Below are 25,465 nucleotides of genomic sequence, written 5' to 3'. Positions count from 1 at the left end.
GGCCGGTTCAGTGGTGGCCCGAGTGGTGCGAGGCAGCATGCTCCACGGTCCCGCCGAGCCGGCCGCGCAGCCGGGTCACGACCGCGTCCGGGCCGACGACGATCCACTTGGCGCCCACGAGGTAGTCGCCGCCGTAGTCGTCGGCGATGTCCAGCCATTCCGCCTGCCCCCGGTCGGTGGCGAAGGTGGCGAGGACGTAGCGGCCGCCGCCGGAGCCGCAGGTGGCCTGGCGCAGATCGGTGGCGTCGGTCTGGACCTGGGGGTCACAGCCCGCGCGGCGGGCGATCCGCTCCAGTGTCCCGGTGGCCGTTCGGGGGATCTTCGGTGCGTCGCCGTCGGCTCCGCCCGCGGTGCAGCCGACCGCGGCCGCGACCAGCAGAACCCCTGCCACCAGCAGCTTCCTCATCGTGCCCTCCTGTCCGGTACGTGACCGGCGGTCCGTTGTGTTCCCGCCAGCTCCGCGCGCACCGTTGAGCACGGACCTGCACCCGGTTAGCGTGCGCCGCACCATCCGCGACGCACAGGGGGTAGCAGGTATGTCCGCGCCAACGCGACGCACGGTCATCGGCACGGCAGGTGCCATCGGTCTCGGCTCGGCCCTCGGGATCGGGGCCGCCGCGCCGGCCGCACACGCCGCTCAGGCCCTTGATACGTCGGCGGCGCGCGCCGTGCTCAACCGGCACCTGCCGCGTCACGCGGACCAGTTCAGACTCAGACTGGTCGGCGCGCGGGCCGGCGCGGACCGTTTCCGGGTGTCCGGGACGCGGGGCCGCATCGAGGTGTACGGGACGACCCCGGCGGTGCTGCTCGCCGGGGTCCACTGGTATCTGAAGTACACGTGCGGGGCGCACATCGCCTGGAACGGCAGCCAGCTGGACCTGCCGCGGCTGCTGCCGGCGCCGTCCCGGCCGCTGGAGCGGTCCTCGGCGCTGCCGCACCGCTTCGCGCTGAACGACACCAACGACGGGTACACCGCGCCGTTCGCCGACTGGCCGTACTGGGAGCGCGAGCTGGACATCCTCGCGCTGCACGGCTGCAACGAGGTGCTGGTCGTCGCCGGCATGGAGGCGGTCTACCACCGGGTCCTGAAGGACTTCGGCTACAGCGACGAGGAGTCGCGGGCCTGGCTGCCCGCGCCGTCGCACCAGCCGTGGTGGCTGCTCCAGAACCTGTACGGGTACGGCGGCCCGCTCTCCGCCGAGCTGATCGCCGAGCGCGCCGCGCTGGGCCGCAGGATCACCGACCGGCTGCGCGAGCTGGGCATGAGCCCGGTGCTGCCCGGCTACTACGGGCATGTGCCGGCGGGGTTCGTCGAGCGCAACGGCGGCGACGCGCACGTCGTCCCGCAGGGCGTCTGGCACGGCTTCCGGCGGCCCGACTGGCTCGACCCGCGCACCGGGTCGTTCGCCGCGGTCGCCGCGTCGTTCTACCGCCACCAGCGGGACCTGTTCGGCGACATCGACGCGTACAAGATGGACCTGCTGCACGAGGGCGGCACCGCGGGCGACGTGCCGGTGGCGGACGCGGCACGCGGGGTGGAGACGGCGCTGCGCACCCACCGGCCGGACGCGACCTGGGTGATCCTCGGCTGGGAGGCGAACCCGCTGCCGGAGGTGATCGACGCCGTCGACAAGGCGAAGATGCTCATCGTCGACGGCATCTCCGACCGGTACACGACGGTCACGGACCGCGAGAAGGACTGGGCGGGCACCCCGTACGCGTTCGGCACCATCCCGAACTTCGGCGGCCGCACCACGATCGGGGCGCGCGCCCACATCTGGCAGGAGAAGTTCTTCGCCTGGCGCGACAAGCCCGGCAGCGCGCTGGCGGGCACCGCGTACATGCCCGAGGGCACCGACCGGGACCCGGCCGCCTTCGAGCTGTGGTCCGAACTGGCCTGGACGGACGGCGGCCTGGACCGGGCGCGCTGGTTCGCCGGGTACGCCGACTTCCGGTACGGCGGCCGGGACCGGGCCGCCCGCGCGGCCTGGCGGGCGCTGCACGAGACGGCGTACCAGCATCGGGCGGTGGAGCGCTCCGACCCGCACGACTCGCTGTTCGCCGCCCGCCCCGACCTGTCCGCCGACCGGGCCGCCGCCTACGCGCCGCGCGCCCTGACCTACGACCCGGCCCGCTTCGACGCGGCGTTCGCCGGGCTGCTGGACGTGGCGCCCGCGCTGCGCGGCAGCGCCGCCTACCGGTACGACCTCGTCGACGTCGCCCGCCAGGCCCTCGCGCACCGCAGCCGTCAGCTCCTGCCCCAGCTGAAGGCGGCGTACGCGGCGAAGGACCGGCCGGCGTTCAGCGCGCTCGCCACGCTGTGGCTGAGGCTGATGCGGCTGTCGGACGACGTGACGGGCACCGATCCGGCGTTCCTGCTCGGGCCCTGGCTCCAGGACGCCCGCGACCTGGCGACGAACGGCGCGGAGCGCGCCGAGTTCGAGCGCTGCGCCCGGGTGCTGATCACTGTCTGGGGCGACCGGGCCACCTCCGACCCGGGCAGTCTGCACGAGTACGCCAACCGCGAATGGCATGGCCTGATGGCCGACTTCTACCTGCCGCGCTGGCAGAAGTGGCTCGACGAGCTGGCGGACGCGCTGGCGGCGGGGCGCGAGCCGGTGGCGGTGGACTGGTTCGCGTTCGAGGAGCCGTGGACGCGGGAGACGAAGGACTATCCGCTGCGCCCGCACGGCGACGCCCACCGGACGGCGGCGCGGGTCCGTGCGGTGCTGGCGGCCGCCCCCTACCAGGGCACCGTGACGGTCACGGCGGAGCCGCGCGTGTTCCCGCCGAACGGGCACGCGCGCGTGGCCGCCACCTTCCGCAACGTCAACGGGCTGCGTGCCACGGGCCGCGTCGACTTCGCGCTGAAGGGCATCGACGCCGAGCCGGAGGGCGCCACCCGCCTGGAGAGGGTCCCCGCGGCGGGCGAGGGCACGGTCGCCTGGCGGGCGAGCGCGCCCGCCGCCCCGCTCGACCGGCCGCTGCGCCCGCTGCCGTACGAGGTCGACGTCACCTACGGGCCCGCGGGCGAGAAGCGGATCACCGCCGTGCAGCGGGGCACCCTCTTCGAGGCGGGGCCGCTGGCGGCGGGCTGGGAGACGTACAGCGGCAACGACGCGTTCTTCGGGCAGTTGGGGGACGCGTTCGCCATCGACGGCGGCGGCGCCGACCTGTGGAAGGGCACCGCGGAGTTCGGCACGGTGTACCGGCCGGGCGCCTTCGTGGACGGCACGTCGGTGGTGCTCCGCGTCGACCGCCAGGACGTGACCGGCGCCTGGGCGCGGGCCGGCATCATCGTGCGCAACGCGCTGGACACGCCCGGCTCGGCGGGTTTCGTCAATCTGTCGGTGACACCCGCGCAGGGGGTCGTCCTGTCCTACGACACCAACGGCGACGGCACCCTGGACACCTACAAGCGCCTCACGGGGATCAAGGCGCCGGTGCTGCTGCGGCTGACCCGGTCCGGGGGCTCCGTCGCCGGCGCGTGCTCGACCGACGGCGGCGCGACCTGGCGGACCGTGGCCACCGCCGCCGTGCCGGGTGCGGCGGCCGCCCAGGACGTGGGGATGTTCATGAGCGCGACCAACGGCGGGAACGGGGCGCGCGGCACCGTGGAGTTCAGCGGCTGGGAGTTGACCTAGGGACGGCGGGCGGCGGGCGGCGGGCCCTGTGACCATCGCACGATTCGCTCGTTCAGCTGAACGTGCAGTCACAGGTGCAGCAACCCGACCCCTCGTCCCCCGCCGCACCCGCCCCGGCCGACGTGATCGACGTCGAGCAGGCGGAGGCGGCCCTGGTGGAGCACTACCCCCGCCTGGTCCGGCTCGCCTATCTGGTGCTGCCGCCCCGCCTGGGCCGCCACCGCCGGGTGCTCACCGCCCACTCCGTCGCCCAGCGGTCGCTGCCGCGGGCGCGGACGACGTCGGCGCCGACGGGCGGCGACCCGGGCTACGGGTACGTGCGGCTCCGGGTGCTGCGCGGCGCCCTGGAGGCCGGGCTGCCGCTGCGCCGCGCGGCCTGGCCCCGGCGGTCCCAGCTGCCGCCGCTGCTGCCGCAGGTGTGGGGGCTGCGGCTGTTCCCCAAGTCCGGTGGCGCCGACGAACTCGCCCTGGACCAGCGGCTGTCCGCGCTCGACGGTCCGGCGCGCGCCGCGTACGTGCTGCGCGGTCTCGAGCGGCTCGACGAGCCCGCGATCCGCGCGACGCTGCTCGCGGCGGGCTGCGCTCCCGGGACCGTCTCGACGGCGCTGGTCACCGCGGCGGCGATCGGGGCGGAGCCCGCGCTGCTCGCCTCCCCGGAGTTCGACCCCTGTTCGCTGCACGCCCGGCCCACGGACCTGATGCGCCGCCGCCAGCACGCGAAGGCGGCCGTCGCCGGGCTCGCGGCGCTCGTGGTGTGCGGGGCGCTGCTCGGGCTGCCCGGCGGCGGGAGCTGGGGCCCGGACGGCGCGGCGGCGCCCCCGTACGCGCGCAACCCGGCGGGGCAGGCCGCGCTGGACCCGCAGAAGCTGACCCGGGTGGCGCCGACGGCCTGGGAGAGTTCGGCGCGCACCGACTTCTCGGTGTGGCCCGCGCGCGGGCCGCTCACCGGGGACACCGCCCTGCTGCGGCGCGCCCTCGCGGTGTGGGCGCGGCCCGGCCCGTCGGTGCGGGTCTCGGCGACGCCCGGCACGGCGGCGGGCGCGCCGCCCGGGCCGGCGCAGCTGCTGTACGCGGGCGGGATCGACCAGGCGCGGGTCGTCGTCCTCTACGACGGTCTGCGCGTCGTCCGCTACGCCGAGCCGCGGGACGGCACGGGCGGCGCCGCGCTGGACTTCGCCCGGGTCGACGGGGCGGACGCCGGGCTGTCGGGGGCGGTCGTCCTGGACCGCACGGACGGCAACGTCCGCTATCTGACGGCTCCCTGGGTGACGCGGGCGTCCGTCCACGACCTGCTGGAGCCGGGCGCGAAGGCCCAGCGGCTGTCCCGTGCGGCGGACGGCACCACCGCGCCGTTCGCCAGTCCGGCCCTCGCCGCGTCCTGCACGTCGTGGAACGCGCTGGCGCTGACCGACGCCACCGGCACCCGGCTCACCACCGACCTGGGTGAGCTGGTCCCCGCGCGGCTCACCTCGGGCAGCCCGGTCGCGCCGCACGACTCGGCGCCCGCCGACTGGGCGGCCACCGCCTGCTCGCTCGCGGCGGCCCGCTCGCACGGGGTGCGGTCGGTCAACTCCTGGTCGTACGCGCGCCAGCCGCTGCCGGAGGGCAACGGCACCGCGCGGTGGGTGTGCACCCGGGCCGAGACCTGGCAGGGCGGCGGCCCGCGCACCCTCGCCCTGTTCCGCACGCCCGGCGCGAGCGCCTCGGTGGTGGCCGCGAAGTCGCAGACGGCGGCCGCGTGCGGCGCCCGTGACCCGCTGGTCCTGGCCGGGGTGCGCTGGAAGTCGCGCTCGGGCGTCTGGTACCTGGTCGCGGCGGGCAGCGCGAAGGTGGGCTCGGTGCGCGCGGCGGGTTCCACGGTGGCGGGGAACCTGCTGGCGGTGAAGGTGGCACGGGGTGCCGAGGTGTCGCTGACGGGGAGGACGGCGGGGGGCACGGAGGTGGCCACGCTGCGGTGACGGCGCCGCCCGTCCGGGCTTGCTGACGATCACGTAAAGAAAGTCCCGCAGGGGGCTGTACCCTCGCGTGTACCCGTCAGTAGATTGACGTCATGTCTAATAAGCGCGTCACGCTGAAGGCACGCCAGGTGTCCTTCGCCTGGGACAGGACCCCGCTGCACTGGCTCCCGGACGACCCGTTCGCCACGCACACCATCAACGTGCTGCACCTGCTCCTGCCGGCCGGTGAGCGCTGGTTCGTGCACGTGTACAAGCAGGTCCTGCCCGCCATACGGGACGACCGGCTGCGCGAGGACGTCATCGGGTTCATCGGCCAGGAGGCCATGCACTCGCAGGCGCACGACGAGGTGCTGCCGCACCTGCGCGAGCAGGGTCTGGACCCGACGCCGTACACGGCGCAGGTGGACTGGTTCTTCGAGAAGCTGCTCGGCGACCGCACGCTGCCGCCGGGCCGGGCGCGCCAGTGGTGGCTGATGGAGCGGGTCGCGCTGATCGCGGCGATCGAGCACTACACGGCGTTCCTCGGCGACTGGGTGCTGAACGCGGACGAGCTGGACCGGCGGGGCGCCGATCCGACCATGCTCGACCTGCTGCGCTGGCACGGCGCCGAGGAGGTCGAGCACCGCTCGGTGGCCTTCGAGCTGTTCGAGCACCTGGACGGCAGCTACCGGCGCCGGGTGCGCACCTGGGCCACCGCCTTCACGGCGCTGGTCTTCCTGTGGCAGCGCGGCGCCCGGTTCTTCATGGAGAACGACCCGACGCTGCCAAACGGCAGGGCGAGCTTCAAGGACTTCTACCGGGGCGGCAAGCAGGGCGTGCTGCCGTCGACCGGCGCGATGATGCGGTCCATCCCCCGCTATCTCAGCCGCGGCTACCACCCGGAGCAGGAGGGCGACACCGCGCAGGCCGTCGCCTATCTCGCCACCTCGCCCGCGGCGACCGCCGCCGAGGCCCGCACCGCCGCCCGGACGGGGGCCGCCGGATGAGCGCCCGCGCGCTGACCGGTGCCGCCGTCGTCGCGGGCGCCGCGCTCGTCGCGCGGCGCGCGCTGCGCAGCCGGGTGCGCCGCTCGCCGCTGTGGCCGATGCCCGCCCTGGAGGAGCCGGTCTCGGGGCGGCCGCGCGCCCGCGCGCTGCGCCTGCTGGTCACGCGGCACGAGGAGGTGGCCGACGGGGTCGTCCAGCTCCGCCTGGAGGGGCACGGGCTGCCCGCCTGGCGGCCGGGCGCCCATCTCGACCTGGTGCTGCCGTCCGGTCTCGTACGGCAGTACTCGCTGTGCGGCGACCCGGAGGACACCTCGTCGTACACCGTCGCGACCCGGCTGATCACGGGGGCCGAGGGCGGCCGGGGCGGATCGCGCGAGGTGCACGAGCGGTTGCGCGAGGGCGCGGAGGTGGAGGTGCGCGGGCCGCGCAACCGCTTCGCGCTGGACGCCGACGCCCCCGCCTACCTGTTCGTCGCGGGCGGCATCGGGATCACGCCGATCCTGCCGATGCTGCGCGAAGTGGAGGCGCGCGGCGCCCGGTGGCGGCTGCTGTACGGGGGCCGCGACCGGGCCTCGATGCCGTTCCTGGAGGACGTGACGAAGCTGGGCGGGGACCGGGTCGAGATCGTCGCCCAGGACGAGGCGGGGCTGCCGGACCTCGCCGCGGCGCTCACCGCCACCGCGCCCGGCACCGCCGTCTACTGCTGCGGGCCCGAGGGGCTGATGGCGGCCGTGGAGGCGGCGCTGCCGCAGGGCCGGACCCTGCACCTGGAGCGGTTCGCGCCCCGCGGCACCGCCGACGGCGACGGCCCGTTCGAGGTGGAGCTGCGGCGCAGCGGCCGGGTCGTGGACGTCCCGGCCGGCTCCAGCGTGCTCGCGGCGGTCCGTGCGGCGGTGCCCGGCGTCGCCTACTCCTGCGAGCAGGGATTCTGCGGGACGTGCCAACAGCGCGTCCTGGAGGGCGAGATCGACCACCGCGACGAGCTGCTCACCGACGCCGAGCGGGCCGGCTCGATGCTCATCTGCGTGTCGCGGGCGCGCGGTGAGCGGCTGGTCCTGGACCTGTAGCGACCGCCACGGCGGCCGGGGTGATCCGCTCGGTAGAGTGTTCGGTATGACGACCGGGGTGCGGCGCAGAATGGGAGTCGAGGAGCGGCGACGGCAGTTGATCGGGGTCGCCCTCGAACTGTTCAGCCACCGCTCCCCCGACGAGGTCTCCATCGACGAGATAGCGGCCGCCGCGGGCATCTCGCGACCGCTGGTCTACCACTACTTCCCGGGCAAACTCAGCCTGTACGAGGCGGCGTTGAAGCGGGCCGCCGAGGATCTGGCGGAGCGGTTCGAGGAGCCGCGCGAGGGGCCGCTCGGCGTCCGGCTGCTGCGGGTGATGGGCCGGTTCTTCGACTTCGTGGACGAGCACGGGCCGGGCTTCTCGGCGCTGATGCGCGGCGGCCCGGCCGTCGGCTCCTCGGCGACGAACGCGCTGATCGACTCGGTCCGGCAGGCCGCGTACGAGCAGATTCTGGCGCACCTGGGCGTCGGCGCCCCGTCCGCGCGGCTCGAACTCGTCGTCCGCTCCTGGATCTCGCTCGCCGAGTCGACGGCGCTGATCTGGCTCGACGGCCGCCGGATCCCGCGCGGCGAGCTGGAGCGCCAGCTGGTGCACGACTTCGCGGCGCTGGCGGCGGTCAGCGCCGCGTACGACGAGGAGATGGGGGCGCTGCTGCGCCGGCTGCTCGCCGGGGAGCCGGCCGACGGTCCGTTCGCCGAGCTGATCGGGCGGCTCGCCGCGCTGGCACCGGTGTGAGCCGCAGGCCGCCCGCCGCGCCCTACTGCCCCCGGGCCGACGTGTAGGCGGGTTCCAGATCGCGGACCTCCACCGACAGATGGGCGCCCCGCGGGTCCTCGACGTGCTCGGGCAGCAGCGCGAGCACCGACTCGGCCAGGGCCGTCTTCGCCTCCGCGGTGCGGCCCGCGAGGAGGGCGATCTCGACGTGCACGAGGTCGGCCGGCTCGGCGCCGTCGCCGACGACCGTCTCGTCGGCCCGCCGGAAGCGGGTCTTGCAGGCCGCCGTGCGGGCGGCCACGGTGTCGACGCAGGCCTGGTGCACGGCGCCGGCCAGGGCGGCGCGGTCGATCCGGCCGTCGAGGCCGGCGGAGTGGTCGACGGTGATGTTCGGCATGGGGACTCCGTGGGGTCGCGTGCGGACGTTCTGCCCCACACCCTTACGGTGATCGGCTTGACGGCACAACTCGCGTTCCGCGGAGCGGACACCGGCGACCTGGGTGTTCTCGTCTCCCTCTACGACGACGCGGCCCGGTGGATGGTGGCGCGGGGCATCGACCAGTGGAAGTCGGGCCGCAGCCGCCCGTCGCCGGCTGCGTGCACCGGCTCATGGTGCGGCGCGGGGCCCCGGCCGGCACCGGTGCGGGCGGCAGTGGTTACGGGGTCACGCTGTGGGAGAGACCCCTGGGGTGACGCGCAGGGCGAGCAGCGCGATGTCGTCGGCGCGGTCCCGGCCGAAGCCGGCCATCAGGGCGTCGCACAGGGCGTCGGGGTCGGCCGGGGCGGCGCCCGCGGCGGTGCGCAGCTGCTCCATGGAGACGGCCAGGTCGGTGCCGCGGGTCTCGATGAGGCCGTCGGTGACCAGGAGCAGCCGGTCGCCGGGGCCGAGGCGCAGCCCGGCGGGCCCGGGGTGCGGCAGGCCGAGCCCGAGCAGCGGGCCCGCGGCCCGGGCGTAGTACGGCTCGCCGTGCTCGGGCAGGACCAGCGGCGGGATGTGTCCGGCGTTCGCCACCTGGACGTGGCCGGTGGCCGGGTCGACGAGGGTCAGGCAGAGGGTCGCCGTGGTGTCGGGGTGGTAGTGCCGGAGCATCCGGTCGATGCGGTCCACCAGCCGGCCGGGGTGCGGGTCCTCGATGCTGTACGCGCGCAGGGCGTGCCGGATCTCGACCATCACGGTGGCGGCGTCGAGGGAGTGCCCCACCACGTCGCCGATGCCGGCCAGGACGCCGGCGGGGGTGGGCAGCGCGGCGTAGAAGTCGCCGCCGATCTCGGCCTGCTGGGAGGCCGGTTCGTAGCGGAAGGCGACCTGGAGGCCCGGCATGAGGGGCAACTGGGCGGGCAGGAAGCTGCGTTGCAGGGTGAGGGCCACGTGGCGCTCCTGCTCGTACCGCAGGAGGGGTTCGGCGGCGAGCACGGCGGCCCGCGCCAGCTGGGTGACGGGCGGGCCGACGCGGCCCGTGTCGGGGTGGACCGGGGTGACCAGGCACACCGTGAGGCCGTCGCGGCTGCGGGCGAGCACCAGCCGGACGTCGCCGGGCCCGACGTACGCCTCGGGCCACAGCGCCGCGGGCAGCACGGAGGAGCGGACCCCGCCGCGGGCGCACAGCACCCGCCGCACGAGGGCGGCGGCCCGCTCCTCGTCGTGCGCGCCGGGCAGCTCGTGGCGTGCGGCCCAGCGGGACAGGCCGACGTGCACGTCGCTGTCGCCGCCGAGGACGAACACGGCGGCCGGGTGGCCGGTCAGCCGGGCCGTCGCGTCGGCCGCCGCGGCGGCCAGCTCGGCGAGGCAGCGGGCGCCCTGCACCTCGACGACGGCCTCGGAGAGCAGGGTGAGGCGGGTGAACTGGTTCTGCGCGTCAGTGAGTTCGCGGGCGCCGCGCAGGGCCGCCCGGACCACCGCGCGGATCTCCTCCGGCTCCGCGGGCACGGTCAGATACGCCTCGCCGCCCGCGTCGAGCCCCTGGCAGCGGTCGATCGAGTCGGAGGGGCGGGCGGAGAAGTGGACGACCGGGATGCCGGCCAGGGAGGGCAGGGCCTTGACCCTGCGGCACAGTTCGAAGCCGCTCAGGTCGGGCAGGCCCACGTCGACGAGTGCCACGTCGGGCAGGCGGCCCGCCCGCAACCGGGTGTCGAGTTCGAGCAGGGCCTCGCCCGCGGAGGCCACGGGCACCACGACGTGCCCGGCGCGGCTGAGCACGGCGCTCAGCGCGAAGCGGTTCGCGGCGGTGTCGTCGACCACCAGGACCGTACTGCGCTCCCCCTCGCGGGGATCCAGGGCAGCGGCGCTCACATCCAACAGCCCCTCGCGACAGGCCGGCGCGGGCTCCGGTGGCCCGCACCCCTTACGCTACCGCCGCCCACCAGGGCGGCGTGAGCCGTTCGCGGCCCTTCACCGGTCCGGATGGAGCCGCGCGGGACCGCTCCCAACCCCCGGCACCCGTAACGAAGTTGCGCGAAGCGGCACGCAGGGGGCAATCCGGCCGGCGGCGGGTGCGGTCCCCCCGCGCGGACCCCGCGCCCGCCGCCGGGCACGCGGCTGACCGCCGCGCCACCCGGCGGCGCGGCGCGGGTCCGGTCGGGCCGCGCGCCCCGGGGCCGACGCGCCCGGATCCTTCGCGCGCCCGCCCGGGTCGTGGCGCGGGCGGCGACCCGGCGGGACCGTCCGCCGCCGCCGCGCGGGCGCGATCGCCTCGAACACGCTCCGTACACACGTGAGGGTGGTCGCGCAGCGGTCGTGCCGCTCCCGGACCGGGGCCGCACGGCCGGGGCGGCCGCGCGGCGCCGCGGGTTCCCGGCCCCGCCGGAGCCGGTGGCGTGGGGGTCGACGGCCCCGTCCCCCGGGGGGACGGCCTCGTCCGCAAGGCGTAGCGGGTGCGGGCCGGACCCGACCGGGGGATGATCTGGCTGGGGCCGGAAATCTGGCAGACTCGGTGACTATGGGTGAAACGACCGTGACAACTCTGGACGGCCGACCAGGACCCGCCGCCTCGCCCGACGGGGAGAAACCCCGCGCGACGCGAGGCGTCCGGGGCTTCGTGCGCCGCCTGCGGGTGCCGCGGCGTCCCCGGCTCTGGTTCGAGATCCTGCTGATCGCGGTGAGCTACTGGACGTACTCGCTGATCCGCAACGCGGTCCCGGAACAGCGGACGAAGGCGCTGCGCAACGCGGACTGGATCTGGTCCCTGGAGCAGCATCTCGGCATCGCCGTGGAGCAGAGCGTCAACCATGCGGTGAACGCGGTGACTTGGCTCATCATCGGCATGAACTACTACTACGCGACCCTGCACTTCGTGATCACGCTCGGGGTGCTGGTGTGGCTGTTCCGCCGCCATCCGGGCCGCTACGCGGCGACCCGGATGGTGCTGTTCGCGACGACGGCGGTCGCCCTGGTCGGCTACTACTTCTTCCCGCTGGCGCCCCCGCGCCTGATGACCGGCGGCCACTTCGTCGACACGGTCGCGGTGCACCGGACCTGGGGGTCGATGGCCTCCGGGAACCTGAAGAACATGTCGAACCAGTACGCGGCCATGCCCTCCATGCACATCGGCTGGTCGCTGTGGTGCGGCCTGACGATCTTCGCCCTCGCCTCGGCGCCGTGGGCGAGGATCCTGGGGCTCCTCTACCCAGCGGCGACCCTGACGGTCATCGTGGCGACGGCGAACCACTTCTGGCTGGACGCGGTGGGCGGCATGGCCTGTCTGGCGTTCGGTTTCCTGGTGGCGCGGGTCTGGTACGGCGCGCTGCCGTACGCGCTGCCCCGCCGGGTGGCGGTGCGCCGCCCCGGCCTCCCGATCAAGGCCTAGGGCGATTTCTCCGCAGATCCTATGGAAGATCCTTCGGAAGGCGTGTTCCGCACCGGGGAAGCCCGCACCGGGCGGGGTGCTCAGCGGGCGCGGTGCGTGATCCTGCCGCCCACGGTGGTCAGCAGCACGGGCGCCTCGGCCAGTTCGTCGGCGGGCGCCGCCACCGGGTCGAGGCCGAGCACGGTGAGGTCGGCGCGCATCCCGACCGCGATCCGGCCCGCGTGGGCCGCCTCCCCGGCCGCGACGGCGGCGTGCGCGGTCACTCCTTCGAGCGCTTGCAGGCCGGTGAGGCCCTGGCCCGGTCCGGCGGCGCCCGCGGGCACCCGGGCCATGGCGAGCACCCGCCGTACGTCGTAGGGGGCGATCGGCCAGTCCGAGCCGAGGGCGAGGGTGGCGCCCGCGGCGCGCAGGTCGCGGGTGCGCCAGGCGCGGCCCGCGCGCTCCGCGCCGAGCCGCCTGGACCACTCGTCGCTGTGGTCGCCCTTGGTGTACGCGGTGTGCGGCGGCTGCATGGACGCGGCGACGCCGAGCGCGGCGAACCGCGGCAGGGTGTCGTCGGGCACGGACTCGATGTGCTCGACGCGGTGGGCGCCGCGGCCGCTCGCGCCGAGCGCCTCGACGGTGTCCAGGACGTGCCGCACGGCGGCGTCGCCGATGGCGTGGGTGGCGGTGCGCACCCCGGCGGCGTGCAGGTGCCGTACGGCGGCGCTGTACGCCTGCGGGTCGGGCCAGAACGCGTCGGTGCCCTGCCCGTGGCAGTCGGGGTGCTCCAGCCAGGCGGTGCCGCCCTCGACGGTGCCGTCCATGAAGAACTTGACGGCGCCGACGCGCCAGTCGCGGCCCTGCCGGCGCTGGAGCGCGACCAGCTCGTCGAGGCCGGCCCGGTCGACGCCCGGCATGCACCAGGGCGCGAGGGTCAGCCGCAGCGGCAGGTCGGTCTCCGCCTCGACCGCGGCGAGCAGGTCGAGGCCGGTGCCGTCCATGACGTGGGCGCCGGTGAGGCCGGTGGCGGCCATGGCGGCGAGCAGGTCGACCAGTGCCGTGCGGCGGTCGTCGGAGGAGGGTTCGGGCACGATCGCGTCGACCAGGTCCATCGCGGCGTGCTCGATCAGGTGGCCGGTGGGCCGGCCGTCGGGCCCGCAGACGATCTCGGAGCGCTGGGTGAATGAGCGCGGGCCGGTGATCCCGGCGGCGGCCAGGGCCGCGCCGTCGGCGAGCGCGGAGTGGCCGTCGTACAGGCGCAGGAAGGCGGGGGCGCCGTCGAGGACGTCCTCGACGAGGTCGCGGTGGACGGGTCGGCCGCCGAACGCGTTGTGGTCCAGGCCCCAGCCGACGACCCAGCCGTCGATCCGCTCCGCGCGGCGCAGGGCGTCCCGCAGGGCGTCCAGGTCCCGTACGCCGCTGAGGTCGGTGCCGGTCGCCATGCGCAGGCCCCACACGGGATGGCTGTGCGCGTCGACGAGGCCCGGGGTGACGGTGGCGCCCGCGAGGGCCAGGCGCTCGGTGCGGGGGCCCGCGCAGTCGCGGACCAGGGTGGCGGTGTCGCCGACCGCCGTGATGCGGCCGTCGGTGACCGCGAGGGCGGTGGCCCGCGGCCGGGCCGGGTCCAGGGTGCGCAGGTGGGTGTCGGTGAGGAGGAGGTCGGCCGGGGGTGCCATGTGCGGGCTCCTTGCGGGCGGATCGGGTGCGGGTGGGAGAACGGGCCCCTCGGGGGGGCGGCTAGGACTGGCCGAACCTGGCGTAGACCTCCGGGCGGGTGTGCTTCAGCCGGCGGGCCAGGGGGAAGCCCAGGACGAAGACGGCGGGGGCCACCGCCACCATGACCGCGTTCGCCGTCGGCGACGCCCCGGTGAAGAGGTCGATGTGCGTGATGACCAGGGCGATGGCGGCGCCGAGCAGCAGCGTCGCCACCGCGGGGGCCACGATCGTGCGCAGCGCCCCCTCCTGGTGGGTGATGCGGCGGAAGAAGAACGGGACGGCGATCGCGGCGAGGAGTTGCAGGGCCATGAGGCCGAGCATGCCCGGGGTGTTCACCCACAGCAGGAGTTGCGCGTACGGGTCGAGTCCCGCGGCCCAGAAGACGAGGACGACGACCGCGCCGAGGGCGGTCTGCGCGAGGCCCGCCGCGTACGGGGAGCCGTGCCGGGGGTGGATGCGGCCGAACGCGCGCGGCAGGACGCCCTCGTCGGCGAGGGCGAGGCCGTAGCGGTTGATCGCGTTGTGGAAGGCGAGGAGCGAGGCGATGACGCTGGTGACGATGAGGACGTGCATCACGTCGGCCGCCCACCCGCCGACGAAGGTGGTGATCGCGGTGAAGAAGAGGTCCGCCGGGTTGCGGCCGGCCTCCCCCACCACGCGCGCGTCGCCGAAGGACTGGATGGCGATCCAGACCGTGAACGCGTAGAAGAGGCCGAGGAAGGCGACCGCGATGTACGTGGCGCGGGGCACGGTGCGGTCCGGGTCGCGGGCCTCGCGGCGGTAGATGACGGTCGACTCGAACCCGGTGAACGCGGCGAAGGCGAAGGCCAGGACGGCCGCGGTGCCGGGCACGAGGACGTGCTCGGGGGTGAAGGAGGCCGCCGACAGGCCGTGGGCGCCGCCCTTGAGGAGGACGCCGGCCGCGAGGAGGACGAGGATGCCGGTCTCGGCGACGAGCAGCACGCCGAGCAGCTTCGCGCCGAAGTCGATCGAGCGGAAGCCGCCGTACCAGATGACGGCCAGGCCGATCAGGGAGACGGGGAGCCAGGGGATGTCCGCGCCGAACAGGGAGCGGGCCGTGTCCTGGGTGGCGGAGCCGAGCAGGCCGTAGACGCCGATCTCCATGCCGTTGTAGCCGATCATGGCGAGCAGTGCGGCGCCGATGCCGGCCGGGCGGCCCAGTCCCTGGGTGATGTACGCGTAGAAGGCGCCGCCGCCGGTGACGTGGCGGCTCATCGCGGTGAAGCCGATGGCGAAGACGGCGAGGGTGAGGCCGGCCAGGAGGTAGCCGGCCGGGGCGCCGATGCCGCCGAGGGCGATGGCCAGCGGCGCGACGCCGGCCATCACGGTGAGCGGGGCGGCGGCCGAGACGACGAAGAACGCGATGTCGGAGGTGCCGAGGGAGCCCGTGCGCAGGCCGGGTCCGGCGGGGGCGGGGACGGACGGCGTGGCGGTCGTCGGGGAGGACGGCGGGGAGGTTGCGGGCATGCGGAAGGAGGCCCTTCTGGTGGCGGGCAGCAGAGGACGGGGACAGGTGTGAGCCGGCGGCGCCGGTAAACCTAAAGCCTTTCGGTTTCCGCAATGTAACCTCCCGTTGGGCAGTACGGGAAGACCCGTTCTCCGGGGACGGGGCGGGGATCTGACGGAGGAGCGCAGCGGATGGGCCGGCCGAGCAAGCCACTTCTGGACCGGGAGCGCATCGGTGCGACGGCGCTGGCCCTCGTCGACGAGCAGGGCGATTTCAGCGTGCCGCAGATCGCGCGGCGGCTCGGGGTGCAGACCGGTTCGGTGTACCACCACGTGGACGGCCGGGACGGGATCGTGGAGCTGTTGCGGGACCGGGTGGCGGGCGGCATCGACGCCGGGGCGCTCCGCTCGGGGCTGCCGTGGGACGAGGCGCTGACCGCGTGGGCCCGCGCCTATCGCGCCGCGTTCGCCGCGCATCCCCGGGCCATTCCGCTGCTGACCACCAATCCGGTGCGGGCGCCTCGGGTGCTCGCGCAGTACGAGCTGGCGGTGGGGCTGTTGCTCGATGCCGGGTTCGCGCTCGGGGACGTCATGACGGTGATCATCGGGCTGGACAACGTCGTGCTCGGGTCCGCGCTGGACATGGCGGCGCCGGAGGCGATGTGGGAGCTGACGGACGAGGTGCCGATGCCGTTGCTGGGGCGGGCGCTCGCGGCGATGGCGGGGGGTCGGTCCGACGCGGCGTTCGAGCTGGCGCTCGGGGCGTTCGTGGGGGGCGTGCGGGATTTGCTGGGCCCCTAGGCGGGCCAGCGCCCCCTCCCCGCCCCGCCTCTCGCCGCGACCGGTCGCGCAGTTCCCCGCGCCCCTGGGTGATTCTTCCCGCGCGGGCCGGTGGCCGCATCCCGAGACCCTGGGCAGCTCTTCATCCGCGGGCCGGTGGCCGCTTCTCGCGCAGTTCCCCGCGCCCCTGGGTAGCTCTTCGTCCGCGGGCCGGTGGCCGCTTCTCGCGCAGTTCCCCGCGCCCCTGGGTAGTTCTTCGTCCGCGGCCCGGTGGGGGCTGGTCGCGCAGTTCCCCGCGCCCCTGGGTGGTTCTTCGTCCGCGGCCCGGTGGGGGCTGGTCGCGCAGTTCCCCGCGCCCCTGAGGCGTGCGCTTCGCGCAGCCTCCCCCTTGAGGCTGCGCTCCGCGCGCCACTCCTGGGAGGCGGGACGGTGGCGTGCCTCTCCTTTGGGGGCGGGACGGTGGGGCGCCTCTGATGAGGTGGCGCACGCAGTGCGCATCTCAGGGGCGCGGGGAACTGCGCGAGAAGCGGCCACCGGGCCGCAGACGACCGACCACCCAGGGGCGCGGGGAACTGCGCGACCAGCCACGACGGTGGCGCGCGTGGAAGACGGACCCAGGGGCGCGGGGAACCGCGCGGCCAGCCCCCGTGGAGGCGGGGGCCCCTCGGCCCCCGCTCGCGTACGCAGGACGCGCAGTTCGGGTGTTCAGGGGCGGGGCTACTGGTAGAAGCGGTCCTCCACCACGGCGCGGGCCCGGCGGGTGGTGCGGCGGTAGTCGTCCAGCATGTCGCCGACGTGCCCGGGATCGTAGCCCAGGTAGCGCCCCACGGCGCCGAGCTCACGGCCGTCGGAGGGGAAGGTGTCCCCGGCCCGCCCGCGCACGAGCATCACCGCGTTGCGCACCCGGGTCGCCAGCACCCAGGCCTCGTCGAGGGTGGCCGCGTCCTCGGTGCCGAGCAGCCCGGCGGCGCGGGCCGCGGCCAGCGCCTCCCGGGTCCGGGTCGTGCGCAGCCCCGGCTCGGCCCAGCCGTGCTGGAGCTGAAGGAGCTGCACGGTCCACTCCACGTCGGACAGACCGCCGCGGCCCAGCTTGGTGTGGAGCGTGGGATCGGCGCCGCGCGGCAGGCGCTCGGTCTCCATCCGCGCCTTGAGCCGGCGGATCTCGCGCACGGCGTCGTCGCCGAGCCCCTCGGCCGGGTAGCGCAACGGGTCGATCAGCTCGATGAAGGACCGCCCCAGATCCGCGTCACCGGCGACGTACTGGGCGCGCAGCAGCGCCTGCGACTCCCAGACCAAAGACCACCGGCGGTAGTACGCCTCGTAGGACCCGAGCGTGCGCACGAGCGGGCCGGACTTGCCCTCGGGGCGCAGGTCGGCGTCGATGAGCAGCGGCGGGTCGGCGCTCGGCAGGGCGAGCAGGCGGCGCATCTCGGCGACGACCTTGTTCGCGGCCTGGGCCGCCTCCTGGTCGGCGACGCCCTCGCGCGGCTCGTGCACGAACAGGACGTCGGCGTCGGAGCCGTAGCCGAGTTCGTGTCCGCCGAAGCGGCCCATGGCGATGACGGCGAACCGGGTCGGCAGGGTGTCGCCCCAGCCGTCGCGGACGACCGCGCGCAGCGTCGCGGCGAGCGTGGCCGCCGTCAGGTCGGAGACGGCGCCGCCCACCTGGTCGACGAGCGCGCCCTGGTCGGCGACGGCGGGCGTGTCCTCGGTGCCGTACGAGGCGATGATGTCGGCGGCGCAGGTGCGGAACAGCTCGCGCCGGCGCACCCCGCGCGCCGCGACCACGGCCTGTTCGCCGCCCGGCGCGCGGCCCACGGCGGCCAGCACCTCCTGCTCCAACTGGGCGTGCGGACGCGGCTGGAGGCCCTGGGCGTCGCCGAGCAGCGCGACCGCCTCGGGGGCGCGCATCAGCAGGTCGGGGGCGAGCCGGCCGGCCGACAGGACGCGGGCCAGGTTCTCCGCGGCGGCGCCCTCGTCGCGCAGCAGCCGCAGGTACCAGGGCGTCTTGCCCAGCGCGTCCGAGACCTTGCGGAAGTTGAGCAGTCCGGCGTCCGGGTCCGCCGAGTCGGCGAACCAGCCGAGCAGCACCGGCAGCAGCGTGCGCTGGATGGCCGCCTTGCGGGAGACGCCCGAGGACAGGGCCTCCAGGTGGCGCAGGGCCGCGCCGGGGTCCGCGTATCCGAGGGCGACCAGCCGCTCGCGGGCCGCCTCGGTGCTCAACCGGATCTCGCCCGGGGCCAGTTGGGCGACGGCGTCGAGCAGCGGGCGGTAGAACAGCTTCTCGTGGAGCCGCCGGACGACGGAGGTGTGCCGCTTCCAGGCGCGGTTGAGGTCGGTGATGGGTTCGGTGCGCATGCCCATCGAGCGGCCGATGCGGCGCAGGTCGGCCTCGTCCTCGGGGATCAGGTGGGTGCGGCGCAGCCGGTAGAGCTGGATGCGGTGTTCGAGCGTGCGCAGGAAGCGGTAGGCGTCGTCGAGCTGGACGGCGTCGACCCGGCCCACGTAGCCGCCGTCGGCGAGCGCGGCCAGCGCGTCGAGCGTCGTACCGCTGCGCAGCGAGGCGTCGGACCTGCCGTGCACCAACTGGAGGAGCTGGACGGCGAATTCGACGTCGCGCAGGCCGCCGGGGCCGAGCTTCAGCTCGCGCTCGACCTCGCCCAGCGGGATGTTGTCGACGACGCGCTTGCGCATCTTCTGCACGTCGGGCACGAAGTTCTCGCGCTCGGCGACCTGCCAGACCATCGGGGACACGGCGTCGACGTACGCCTGTCCCAGCTCGGGGTCGCCGGCGACCGGCCGCGCCTTGAGCAGCGCCTGGAACTCCCAGGTCTTGGCCCAGCGCTGGTAGTAGGCGAGGTGGGAGGAGAGGGTGCGCACCAGCGGGCCGTTGCGGCCCTCGGGGCGCAGGTTCGCGTCGACGGGCCAGATGGTGCCCTCGACGGTCGTGTCCGAGCAGATCCGCATCATGTGGGAGGCGAGCCGGGTGGCGGCCTGGACGGCCTTGCCCTCGTCGGCGCCCTCGCTGCCCGCCGCGCCCTCCACGGCCTCGCCGACGAAGATGACGTCGACGTCGGACACGTAGTTCAGCTCGTGGCCCCCGCACTTGCCCATCGCGATCACGGCGAGGCGGCACAGCGCGGCGTCGGCGGGCGCGGCGGCCTGCGCCATGGCGAGCGCCGCGCGCAGCGTCGCCGTCGCCAGGTCGGCCAGTTCGGCGGCGGTCTCGACGAGGTCGGTGGTGCCGCACACGTCGCGGGCGGCCAGTGACAGCAGGCACCGCCGGTAGGAGACGCGCAGCGACACCGGGTCGGTGGCGTCGGCGAGGCCCCGCTCGAACTCGGTGATCCCCGGGTGCAGGTCGCTCGGCTCGTACGTGACGAGGGCCCGCCAGTCGCCGCTGTGCCGGGCGAGGTGGTCGGCCAGCGCCTCGGAGGCGCCGAGCACCCCGAGCAGCCGGTCGCGCAGCGGCTTGGCGGTGATCAGCGTGTCGAGGAGTTCCCGGCGGGCGGTGGCGTCGGGCTGCGCCTCGACCAGCCGGACCAGGCCGAGCAGGGCCAGATCGGGGTCGGCGGTGGCGCCGAGCGCGTCCAGCAGCAGCGGGTCGGAGCGCACCGCCGAGAGGGCGTCGGCGTCCAGCAGCCGCTCGGCGCCGGACGGATCGGTGAATCCGTGCCGCAGCAGCCGCGTGAACGTGCTGCTCCTTCTCCCCTGCGGCACCGACATCGCCCGGCCTCCTGTTCGATCACTCAGTGGTGCTGAGCCTACTGCTCGGCGGGCCGGACCGATGAGTCGTGGCCGCGTGCGCGGTCCTCCCTCCCGAGGGACGGTCCCTCGTGCCGCAGGAAAGGACCGACCATGGAATGGACCCTGGAGGTCGTCGTGCTCCCCGTCTCGGACGTGGACCGCGCCAAGGACTTCTACGCGGACCGGGTGGGCTTCACGGTGGACCTGGACCGTGAGGTGGCTCCCGGCGTCCGCATCGTGCAGTTGACCCCGCCGGGATCGCGCTGCTCCGTCTCGCTGACGCGGGGGCTGCCCGGCGCGCCGGGCCAGGAGGGCATGGCGCCCGGGTCGCTGAGCGGGCTCCAGCTCTGCGTCACCGACATCGCGGCCGCCCACGAGCAGTTGGTGGCGCGGGGCGTGGACGTGTCGCCGGTGCGGCACGCGGGCGCGGGCGGCTGGGAGAACGGGCCGGGCGGGGAGTGGAACTCCTTCCTGTTCTTCTCCGACCCGGACGGGAACGGCTGGACGGTGCAGGAGGCGCCCGCGCCCCTCGCCGAGCGCTGAGCGACGGGCGGCGGCGGCGGGCGGCGGGCCGGGCGGACCGGGCGGGCCGCCCCCGAGGATTCACCGACGGTTCACCGGGCCGAACCGGAACACGTGACACCGCGGCGACTTGGCGTGTGCATGCTCTGCCTCGCACCGCCAGCGTCCACCCCCTCCCCCACACCGGAGGTTCCACGTGCCCGGCAGTCCTCTCCCCGTCCGCACCCGCGGCAAGGCGTTCCTCTCGGCGCTCGCGCTGACGGCCGCCGCCGCGGGCAGCTGGCTCGCGCTCGGCGGCGGCTCGCCCGCCCACGCCGCGGCGACCGTGCCCACCCCCGACCACACGGTCGTCGTGGTCTTCGAGAACCACGCGTACAGCCAGGTCATCGGCTCCTCCAGCGCGCCGTACCTCAACAGCCTGCGCACCGGCGGCGCCAACCTGACGGCCTCGTACGCCGAGACGCACCCCAGCCAGCCCAACTACTTCGCGATGTTCTCCGGCTCCACCCAGGGCATCACGGACGACAGCTGCTACACGCCCGGCTTCTCCGCCGCCCCGAACCTCGCCTCCGAGCTGATCGCGGCGGGCCGGACCTGGGGCAGCTACAACGAGACGCTGCCGAGCCAGGGCTCGACGACCTGCTCCTCCGGCGACTACGCCCGCAAGCACAACCCCTGGTTCGGGTTCAGCAACGTACCGACGTCGTCGGCGAAGACCTTCGCCCAGTTCCCGGCCGACTACACGACGCTGCCCCAGGTCTCCTACGTCGTGCCGAACCTGTGCAGCGACATGCACGACTGCTCGGTGGCCACCGGTGACACCTGGCTGAAGAACAAGCTGGGCGCGTACGCGACCTGGGCCAAGACCCACAACAGCCTCCTCGTCGTCACCTTCGACGAGGACAACCGGCTCAGCGGCAACAAGATCCCGACCGTCTTCTACGGGCAGAAGGTCACCCCGGGTGCCACGTCCTCGACGACGTACAACCACTACGACCTGCTGCGCACCCTGGAGGACATGTACGGGCTGACCTCGCACGCGGGCAACGCGGCGACGGCCAAGGACATCACCGGCATCTGGACGTCCTGACATGTACGTAGCGGACAGTCGCGCGAGCGGTACGGCGCCGGCGTCCGCGGAGCCCGCCGTCCGGCCCCCGGCCGGGCGGCGGCGCGCCGTGGGTTCCACCGTGCTCGCGCTCGGCACGGTCAGTCTCATCACGGACGTGTCGTCGGAGATGGTCACGGCGGTGCTGCCGCTGTACCTCGTCGCGGGGCTCGGCCTGAGCCCGCTCGGCTTCGGCCTGCTCGACGGGGTCTACAACGGCTTCTCGGCGCTGGTCCGGCTGGCCGGCGGCCGGTTCGCGGACAGCGGCGGCGGGCGGCACAAGGCGGTGGCGGTCGCCGGCTACGGCCTGTCCGCCCTCTGCAAGCCGCTGCTCCTGCTCGCCGGGACCCTGCCCCTGATCGGCGCGGTGCTCGCCGCCGACCGGACCGGCAAGGGCCTGCGCACCGCGCCCCGCGACGCCCTGATCTCGCTGTCCAGCACCCCGCAGGCGCGGGGCCGGGCGTTCGGCGTGCACCGCGCCATGGACACCGCGGGCGCACTGCTCGGACCGCTGGTGGCCTTCGTGATCCTGCGCCGGACGGTGGACGGGTACGACGCCGTGTTCACCGTCAGCTTCTGCGTGGCGGCGCTCGGGGTCGTGGTCCTGGTGCTGTTCGTGCCCCGGACCCCGGGCGGCGTCCCCGCCCCCCCCCCCGCCCCCGCCCCCGCCCCCGCGCCCCGCCCGCCCGCGGGGCTGCTCCCCCGGGCGCTGGTCCGGCCCACCGCGTGCGCGGCCCTGCTGGGTCTCGCCACCGTCAGCGACGCCTTCGTCTACCTCGTCCTCCAGCGCCAACTGGGCGTCCCCGAGCGCTGGTTCGCGCTGCTCCCGCTGGGCACGGCCGCCGCGTTCCTGCTGCTGGCCGCGCCGCTGGGCCGGCTCTCCGACCGGGTCGGCGCCTGGCCGGTGTTCCTCGGCGGGCACGGCGCGCTGCTCGCCGTGTACGGGCTGCTGCTCACGCACGCCCACAGCCCCGCACTGCCCTGCGCCGTCCTGCTGCTGCACGGCGCCTTCTACGCCGCGACGGACGGCGTCCTGATGGCCGCGGCCTCCGCCGCCGTCCCGCCGGAGCGCCGCGGCTCCGGCCTCGCCGTCGTCCAGACCGGGCAGGCCGCGGCCCGCTTCGGCTGCTCCCTCGGGTTCGGCGCGGCCTGGACGGCGTGGGGCGACCGGACCGCGGTCGGCGCCGCCGCACTCCTGCTGGCCGGCTGCGTGGCGGCCGTCTGCCTGCTGCGCCCGGCCCCGACGAAAGCGACCGCATGACGCACCGCACCCGACTCACCGTCCTGATCGCCGCCGTCCTCGTCCTGGCGGTGGTCGCCACCGCCGCCGTGCTGCACGCGTCGGCCCGCGCCGACCGCCGCGACCGGGCCCGGCCCGGCGGCCCCGCCGTCACCTCCGGCGCGGTCCGGCTCGGGGCCGGGGAACACCGGCTGGTGTTCCGGAACATGGCCTGGGGACCGCACCGCGACGAGCTGGCGACGACCCCGGCGCACGCGCCCTCGGGACCGCGCCGGGCGACCGCCACCGGCCTCACCTGCCTGCGCTTCCACGCCGCCGCGGGCACCGGCATCTGCCTCCAGGCCGTCCACGGCGCCGTCTCCGACACCTACCGCGCCACGCTCCTGGACGCCGGGCTGCACGAGAAGGCGCACTACCCGGTGCCCGGCATCCCCTCCCGCGCCCGGGTCTCGCCGAGCGGCCGGTACGCGGCCTGGACGGCGTTCGTCGGCGGCGACAGCTACGCGGGCACGGACTTCTCCACCCGCGCCGCGATCCTCGACACCGCGACGGGCCGGCTGACGCCGACGCTTGAGGCGTACCGGATCGTCAAGGACGGGCACCCCTACCGCGCCGCCGACGTGAACTTCTGGGGCGTCACCTTCGCCGCCGACGACCGCCACTTCTACGCGACGCTCGCCACGCACGGCAGCACCTACCTGGTCCGCGGCGACCTGCGCACCCGCACCGTCACCACCCTGCACGGCAACGTCGAGTGCCCGTCGCTCTCCCCCGACGGCACCCGGATCGCGTACAAGAAGCGCGTCGACGGGCTGCCCGCCGACGCCCCCTGGCACCTGTACGTGCTCGATCTGGCCACCTTCCACGAGACCGCGCTGGCCGAGTCCCGCAGCGTCGACGACCAGGCGGTGTGGAGCGACGACGGGCACGTCACGTACGCGCTGCCCGGCGACTACGGCGCCGACCTGTTCAGCGTCCCCGCCGACGGCACGGGCGCGCCGCGCAGGCTGCTGACGGCGGGCGTCTCACCCGCCTACCTTTGACCGATGGAAATGACCCTCGAAGTGATCCCGCTGCCCGTCTCGGACATCGACCGGGCGAAGTCCTTCTACGTGGACCGGGTCGGCTTCCGCTGCGACGTCGACCGGGAGGTGATGCCGGGCGCCCGGATCGTGCAGCTGACCCCGCCCGGCTCGGGCTGCTCCGTCGTCCTGGCGGCGGGCATCCCGACCCCGACCGGCACCCCCGTCCCCGGCACCTACCACGGCATGCAACTGGTGGTCAGCGACATCCAGGCGGCCCGCGCCGAGCTGACCGGGCGGGGTGTGGAGGTGTCGGAGCCGGTGTCGTTCGGGACGGACGACGGCGGCACGTTCATGTACTTCTCCGACCCGGACGGCAACGGCTGGTCGGTGCAGGAGTACCGGGTGCGCGCCGAGGTGCCGCTGCGGGAGGCCATCGTCCCCGCGCCGTGACGGTCAGCCGGCCGCCCGCTCGACGAGCGCGGCGATCCGGGCCTCGACGTCGGCGGTCAGCTCGGTGAGGGCGAACGCGGTCGGCCACATCGCCCCGTCGTCGAGGGCCGCCGCGCCGTCGAAGCCGAGGGTGGCGTAGCGCGCCTTGAACTTCGCGGCGGGCTGGAAGAAGCAGATCGGCTTGCCGCCCTTGCCGGGCCGGGCGTAGGCGGGCATGCCGTACCAGGTCTTGGCGATCAGGTGCGGCGCGTGCCTCTTGACCAGGGCGTGGACGCCCTCGGCGAGCGCGCGGTCGGTGCCCTCCAGCTCGCCGATCTTCGCGAGGCAGTCGGCCTCGGTGTCGGCCTCGGCGCCGCGGGGGCGGGCGGCCTTCACCTCCTTCGCGCGCTCCTTCATCGCGGCGCGCTCCTCGGCGGAGAAGGCCCCCTGCTGTCCGGTGGGCGTGTCACTGCTCATGAGGTCTGCCTCTCGGGGTGCGTGGAGTGGCGCGGGAAAGCGGCGCGCCGGTCCCGGAGCGCGGTGACGTACGCGTACGGGGACCTGCCGTAGGCCGCGGTGAACTCCCGGGTGAGCTGCCGCCCGGGGAGTCCGGCGGCGCGGGCCAGCGCCTCGACGTCCAGGGGCCGGCCGCAGTCGCGGTCGATGCGGTCGCGGACCCGGCGCAGCCGGGCCAGGTCGCGCAGGTGCTGCGCGGCGACGAGGGCCTGTCGCCAGGCGGGCGGGCACACGGCGGCTCAGCCCTGGCCGGTGGTGCCGTCGGTCTCCTGGATGCGGACCATGTTGCCCGCCGGGTCGCGGAAGGCGCAGTCACGGACGCCGTAGGGCTGCCGGGTCGGCTCCTGCACGACCTCGGCGTCGGCGGCCTGCGCCTTGTCGAAGACGCCGTCGAGGTCCCGGGTGGACAGCATGATCCAGCCGTAGGTCCCCTTGGCCATCATCTCGGTGATGACCCGCCGCTCCTCGTCGGTGACCCCCGGGTCGGCGGCGGGCGGCGCCAGCAGGATGCTGGTCCCCGGCTGCTGGGGCGGCCCGACGGTGATCCACCGCATCGCCCCCTGCCCCACGTCGCTGCGCACCTCGAACCCGAGCACGTCGCGGTAGAAGGCGAGGGAGGCGTCGGGGTCGTCGTGCGGGAGCGAGGTCGTATGAATGGTGAGGTCCATGAACCTCAAATTAGCGGCGCCGGACCCCGGCCGCTTCTCGATTCCTGACCGGATTCCTGACCGGATCGCCCCCACCACGCACCCGAGGC

At 75.1% G+C, this 25,465-nt stretch carries 21 protein-coding genes; 12 read left to right on the top strand and 9 right to left on the bottom strand.

Annotation, left to right across the window (positions count from 1 at the left end):
• Positions 1 to 7 precede the first annotated feature (7 nt).
• Complete coding sequence (locus ACIP5K_RS07985) at positions 8 to 406, bottom strand: hypothetical protein (RefSeq protein ID WP_401406485.1); 399 nt, start codon at positions 404 to 406, stop codon at positions 8 to 10.
• Positions 407 to 536: 130 nt separating this feature from the next.
• Between ACIP5K_RS07985 and ACIP5K_RS07980 the strand changes: the two genes are divergently transcribed.
• The 5 genes from ACIP5K_RS07980 (at position 537) to ACIP5K_RS07960 (ending at position 8,394) form a co-directional block, all read left to right on the top strand.
• Positions 537 to 3,644, top strand: coding sequence for an alpha-N-acetylglucosaminidase (locus tag ACIP5K_RS07980; protein ID WP_401406482.1), 3,108 nt, complete (start codon positions 537 to 539; stop codon positions 3,642 to 3,644).
• Between the two features lie 74 nt (positions 3,645 to 3,718).
• Positions 3,719 to 5,602, top strand: coding sequence for a hypothetical protein (locus ACIP5K_RS07975; protein ID WP_401406479.1), 1,884 nt, complete (start codon positions 3,719 to 3,721; stop codon positions 5,600 to 5,602).
• Between the two features lie 92 nt (positions 5,603 to 5,694).
• Complete coding sequence (locus ACIP5K_RS07970; RefSeq protein ID WP_401406476.1) at positions 5,695 to 6,588, top strand: metal-dependent hydrolase; 894 nt, start codon at positions 5,695 to 5,697, stop codon at positions 6,586 to 6,588.
• Positions 6,585 to 7,655 carry a PDR/VanB family oxidoreductase gene (locus ACIP5K_RS07965; RefSeq protein ID WP_401406473.1) on the top strand — a complete coding sequence of 357 codons (1,071 nt, stop codon included), beginning with the start codon at positions 6,585 to 6,587 and terminating at the stop codon, positions 7,653 to 7,655. The genes ACIP5K_RS07970 and ACIP5K_RS07965 overlap by 4 nt, the downstream gene beginning before the upstream one ends.
• A gap of 46 nt (positions 7,656 to 7,701) precedes the next feature.
• Positions 7,702 to 8,394 carry a TetR/AcrR family transcriptional regulator gene (locus tag ACIP5K_RS07960; protein ID WP_401406470.1) on the top strand — a complete coding sequence of 231 codons (693 nt, stop codon included), beginning with the start codon at positions 7,702 to 7,704 and terminating at the stop codon, positions 8,392 to 8,394.
• A 22-nt stretch (positions 8,395 to 8,416) separates the two neighbouring features.
• On the opposite strand, the gene ACIP5K_RS07955 is transcribed toward ACIP5K_RS07960, so the two are convergent.
• Complete coding sequence (locus ACIP5K_RS07955; RefSeq protein ID WP_401406467.1) at positions 8,417 to 8,770, bottom strand: 5-carboxymethyl-2-hydroxymuconate Delta-isomerase; 354 nt, start codon at positions 8,768 to 8,770, stop codon at positions 8,417 to 8,419.
• Positions 8,771 to 9,037: 267 nt separating this feature from the next.
• Entirely contained in the window at positions 9,038 to 10,663 is a 1,626-nt protein-coding gene (locus ACIP5K_RS07950) for a SpoIIE family protein phosphatase (RefSeq protein ID WP_401406464.1), read from the bottom strand.
• 646 nt (positions 10,664 to 11,309) lie between these two features.
• Here ACIP5K_RS07950 and ACIP5K_RS07945 point away from each other — a divergent pair.
• Positions 11,310 to 12,176 (top strand): phosphatase PAP2 family protein, encoded by an 867-nt coding sequence (locus tag ACIP5K_RS07945; protein ID WP_401406461.1) that lies wholly within the window; start codon positions 11,310 to 11,312, stop codon positions 12,174 to 12,176.
• A gap of 80 nt (positions 12,177 to 12,256) precedes the next feature.
• On the opposite strand, the gene ACIP5K_RS07940 is transcribed toward ACIP5K_RS07945, so the two are convergent.
• Together ACIP5K_RS07940 and ACIP5K_RS07935 are read right to left on the bottom strand one after the other, a co-directional pair.
• A complete protein-coding gene (locus ACIP5K_RS07940; protein ID WP_401406458.1) occupies positions 12,257 to 13,834 on the bottom strand; it encodes an amidohydrolase in 1,578 nt (525 codons plus the stop codon).
• Positions 13,835 to 13,895: 61 nt separating this feature from the next.
• Positions 13,896 to 15,362: an APC family permease gene (locus ACIP5K_RS07935; protein ID WP_401406455.1), complete on the bottom strand. Its 1,467-nt coding sequence runs from the start codon at positions 15,360 to 15,362 to the stop codon at positions 13,896 to 13,898.
• 171 nt (positions 15,363 to 15,533) lie between these two features.
• Between ACIP5K_RS07935 and ACIP5K_RS07930 the strand changes: the two genes are divergently transcribed.
• A complete protein-coding gene (locus ACIP5K_RS07930) occupies positions 15,534 to 16,142 on the top strand; it encodes a TetR/AcrR family transcriptional regulator (protein WP_401406452.1) in 609 nt (202 codons plus the stop codon).
• 696 nt (positions 16,143 to 16,838) lie between these two features.
• Here ACIP5K_RS07930 and ACIP5K_RS07925 read toward each other — a convergent pair.
• Positions 16,839 to 19,847 carry a bifunctional [glutamine synthetase] adenylyltransferase/[glutamine synthetase]-adenylyl-L-tyrosine phosphorylase gene (locus tag ACIP5K_RS07925; RefSeq protein ID WP_401406449.1) on the bottom strand — a complete coding sequence of 1,003 codons (3,009 nt, stop codon included), beginning with the start codon at positions 19,845 to 19,847 and terminating at the stop codon, positions 16,839 to 16,841.
• Positions 19,848 to 19,979: 132 nt separating this feature from the next.
• Here ACIP5K_RS07925 and ACIP5K_RS07920 point away from each other — a divergent pair, with 132 nt between their 5' ends.
• The 5 genes from ACIP5K_RS07920 to ACIP5K_RS07900 all read left to right on the top strand — a co-directional run bounded on the left by ACIP5K_RS07920 (position 19,980) and on the right by ACIP5K_RS07900 (position 24,213).
• Complete coding sequence (locus ACIP5K_RS07920; RefSeq protein WP_401406446.1) at positions 19,980 to 20,411, top strand: VOC family protein; 432 nt, start codon at positions 19,980 to 19,982, stop codon at positions 20,409 to 20,411.
• A 175-nt stretch (positions 20,412 to 20,586) separates the two neighbouring features.
• Complete coding sequence (locus ACIP5K_RS07915) at positions 20,587 to 21,480, top strand: alkaline phosphatase family protein (protein WP_401406443.1); 894 nt, start codon at positions 20,587 to 20,589, stop codon at positions 21,478 to 21,480.
• A 1-nt stretch (position 21,481) separates the two neighbouring features.
• Positions 21,482 to 22,759 carry an MFS transporter gene (locus tag ACIP5K_RS07910; protein ID WP_401406440.1) on the top strand — a complete coding sequence of 426 codons (1,278 nt, stop codon included), beginning with the start codon at positions 21,482 to 21,484 and terminating at the stop codon, positions 22,757 to 22,759.
• A complete protein-coding gene (locus tag ACIP5K_RS07905) occupies positions 22,756 to 23,781 on the top strand; it encodes a TolB family protein (RefSeq protein WP_401406437.1) in 1,026 nt (341 codons plus the stop codon). The genes ACIP5K_RS07910 and ACIP5K_RS07905 overlap by 4 nt, the downstream gene beginning before the upstream one ends.
• A 3-nt stretch (positions 23,782 to 23,784) precedes the next feature.
• Positions 23,785 to 24,213, top strand: coding sequence for a VOC family protein (locus ACIP5K_RS07900; protein ID WP_401406434.1), 429 nt, complete (start codon positions 23,785 to 23,787; stop codon positions 24,211 to 24,213).
• Between the two features lie 3 nt (positions 24,214 to 24,216).
• Here ACIP5K_RS07900 and ACIP5K_RS07895 read toward each other — a convergent pair whose 3' ends face one another.
• Genes ACIP5K_RS07895 through ACIP5K_RS07885 form a run of 3 tightly spaced genes read right to left on the bottom strand, consistent with a single transcriptional unit; the run spans position 24,217 to position 25,376 of the window.
• Complete coding sequence (locus ACIP5K_RS07895) at positions 24,217 to 24,669, bottom strand: iron chaperone (protein ID WP_401406431.1); 453 nt, start codon at positions 24,667 to 24,669, stop codon at positions 24,217 to 24,219.
• Positions 24,666 to 24,941 carry a hypothetical protein gene (locus ACIP5K_RS07890; RefSeq protein WP_401406428.1) on the bottom strand — a complete coding sequence of 92 codons (276 nt, stop codon included), beginning with the start codon at positions 24,939 to 24,941 and terminating at the stop codon, positions 24,666 to 24,668. Before ACIP5K_RS07890 ends, ACIP5K_RS07895 begins: the two co-directional genes overlap by 4 nt.
• 6 nt (positions 24,942 to 24,947) lie before the next feature.
• On the bottom strand, positions 24,948 to 25,376 hold the full coding sequence (locus tag ACIP5K_RS07885; protein WP_401406425.1) for a VOC family protein: 429 nt from the start codon (positions 25,374 to 25,376) through the stop codon (positions 24,948 to 24,950).
• Between the last annotated feature and the right edge of the window lie 89 nt (positions 25,377 to 25,465).

The organism is Streptomyces sp. NPDC088785, from assembly GCF_044750685.1.
In the GTDB taxonomy this organism is placed as follows: Bacteria; Actinomycetota; Actinomycetes; order Streptomycetales; family Streptomycetaceae; genus Streptomyces.
Note: the sequence above shows the minus strand (reverse complement) of the source record. Positions and strands in the feature narration are given on the sequence as shown.

What these genes read in the sequence shown, in the direction of transcription:
- ACIP5K_RS07985 (WP_401406485.1), bottom strand. Translation starts at nt 406, where the DNA reads ATGAGGAAGCTGCTGGTGGCAGGGGTTCTGCTGGTCGCGGCCGCGGTC.
- ACIP5K_RS07980 (WP_401406482.1), top strand. Translation starts at nt 537, where the DNA reads ATGTCCGCGCCAACGCGACGCACGGTCATCGGCACGGCAGGTGCCATC.
- ACIP5K_RS07970 (WP_401406476.1), top strand. Translation starts at nt 5,695, where the DNA reads ATGTCTAATAAGCGCGTCACGCTGAAGGCACGCCAGGTGTCCTTCGCC.
- ACIP5K_RS07965 (WP_401406473.1), top strand. Translation starts at nt 6,585, where the DNA reads ATGAGCGCCCGCGCGCTGACCGGTGCCGCCGTCGTCGCGGGCGCCGCG.
- ACIP5K_RS07960 (WP_401406470.1), top strand. Translation starts at nt 7,702, where the DNA reads ATGACGACCGGGGTGCGGCGCAGAATGGGAGTCGAGGAGCGGCGACGG.
- ACIP5K_RS07955 (WP_401406467.1), bottom strand. Translation starts at nt 8,770, where the DNA reads ATGCCGAACATCACCGTCGACCACTCCGCCGGCCTCGACGGCCGGATC.
- ACIP5K_RS07945 (WP_401406461.1), top strand. Translation starts at nt 11,310, where the DNA reads ATGGGTGAAACGACCGTGACAACTCTGGACGGCCGACCAGGACCCGCC.
- ACIP5K_RS07940 (WP_401406458.1), bottom strand. Translation starts at nt 13,834, where the DNA reads ATGGCACCCCCGGCCGACCTCCTCCTCACCGACACCCACCTGCGCACC.
- ACIP5K_RS07935 (WP_401406455.1), bottom strand. Translation starts at nt 15,362, where the DNA reads ATGCCCGCAACCTCCCCGCCGTCCTCCCCGACGACCGCCACGCCGTCC.
- ACIP5K_RS07930 (WP_401406452.1), top strand. Translation starts at nt 15,534, where the DNA reads ATGGGCCGGCCGAGCAAGCCACTTCTGGACCGGGAGCGCATCGGTGCG.
- ACIP5K_RS07925 (WP_401406449.1), bottom strand. Translation starts at nt 19,847, where the DNA reads ATGTCGGTGCCGCAGGGGAGAAGGAGCAGCACGTTCACGCGGCTGCTG.
- ACIP5K_RS07920 (WP_401406446.1), top strand. Translation starts at nt 19,980, where the DNA reads ATGGAATGGACCCTGGAGGTCGTCGTGCTCCCCGTCTCGGACGTGGAC.
- ACIP5K_RS07910 (WP_401406440.1), top strand. Translation starts at nt 21,482, where the DNA reads ATGTACGTAGCGGACAGTCGCGCGAGCGGTACGGCGCCGGCGTCCGCG.
- ACIP5K_RS07905 (WP_401406437.1), top strand. Translation starts at nt 22,756, where the DNA reads ATGACGCACCGCACCCGACTCACCGTCCTGATCGCCGCCGTCCTCGTC.
- ACIP5K_RS07900 (WP_401406434.1), top strand. Translation starts at nt 23,785, where the DNA reads ATGGAAATGACCCTCGAAGTGATCCCGCTGCCCGTCTCGGACATCGAC.
- ACIP5K_RS07895 (WP_401406431.1), bottom strand. Translation starts at nt 24,669, where the DNA reads ATGAGCAGTGACACGCCCACCGGACAGCAGGGGGCCTTCTCCGCCGAG.
- ACIP5K_RS07885 (WP_401406425.1), bottom strand. Translation starts at nt 25,376, where the DNA reads ATGGACCTCACCATTCATACGACCTCGCTCCCGCACGACGACCCCGAC.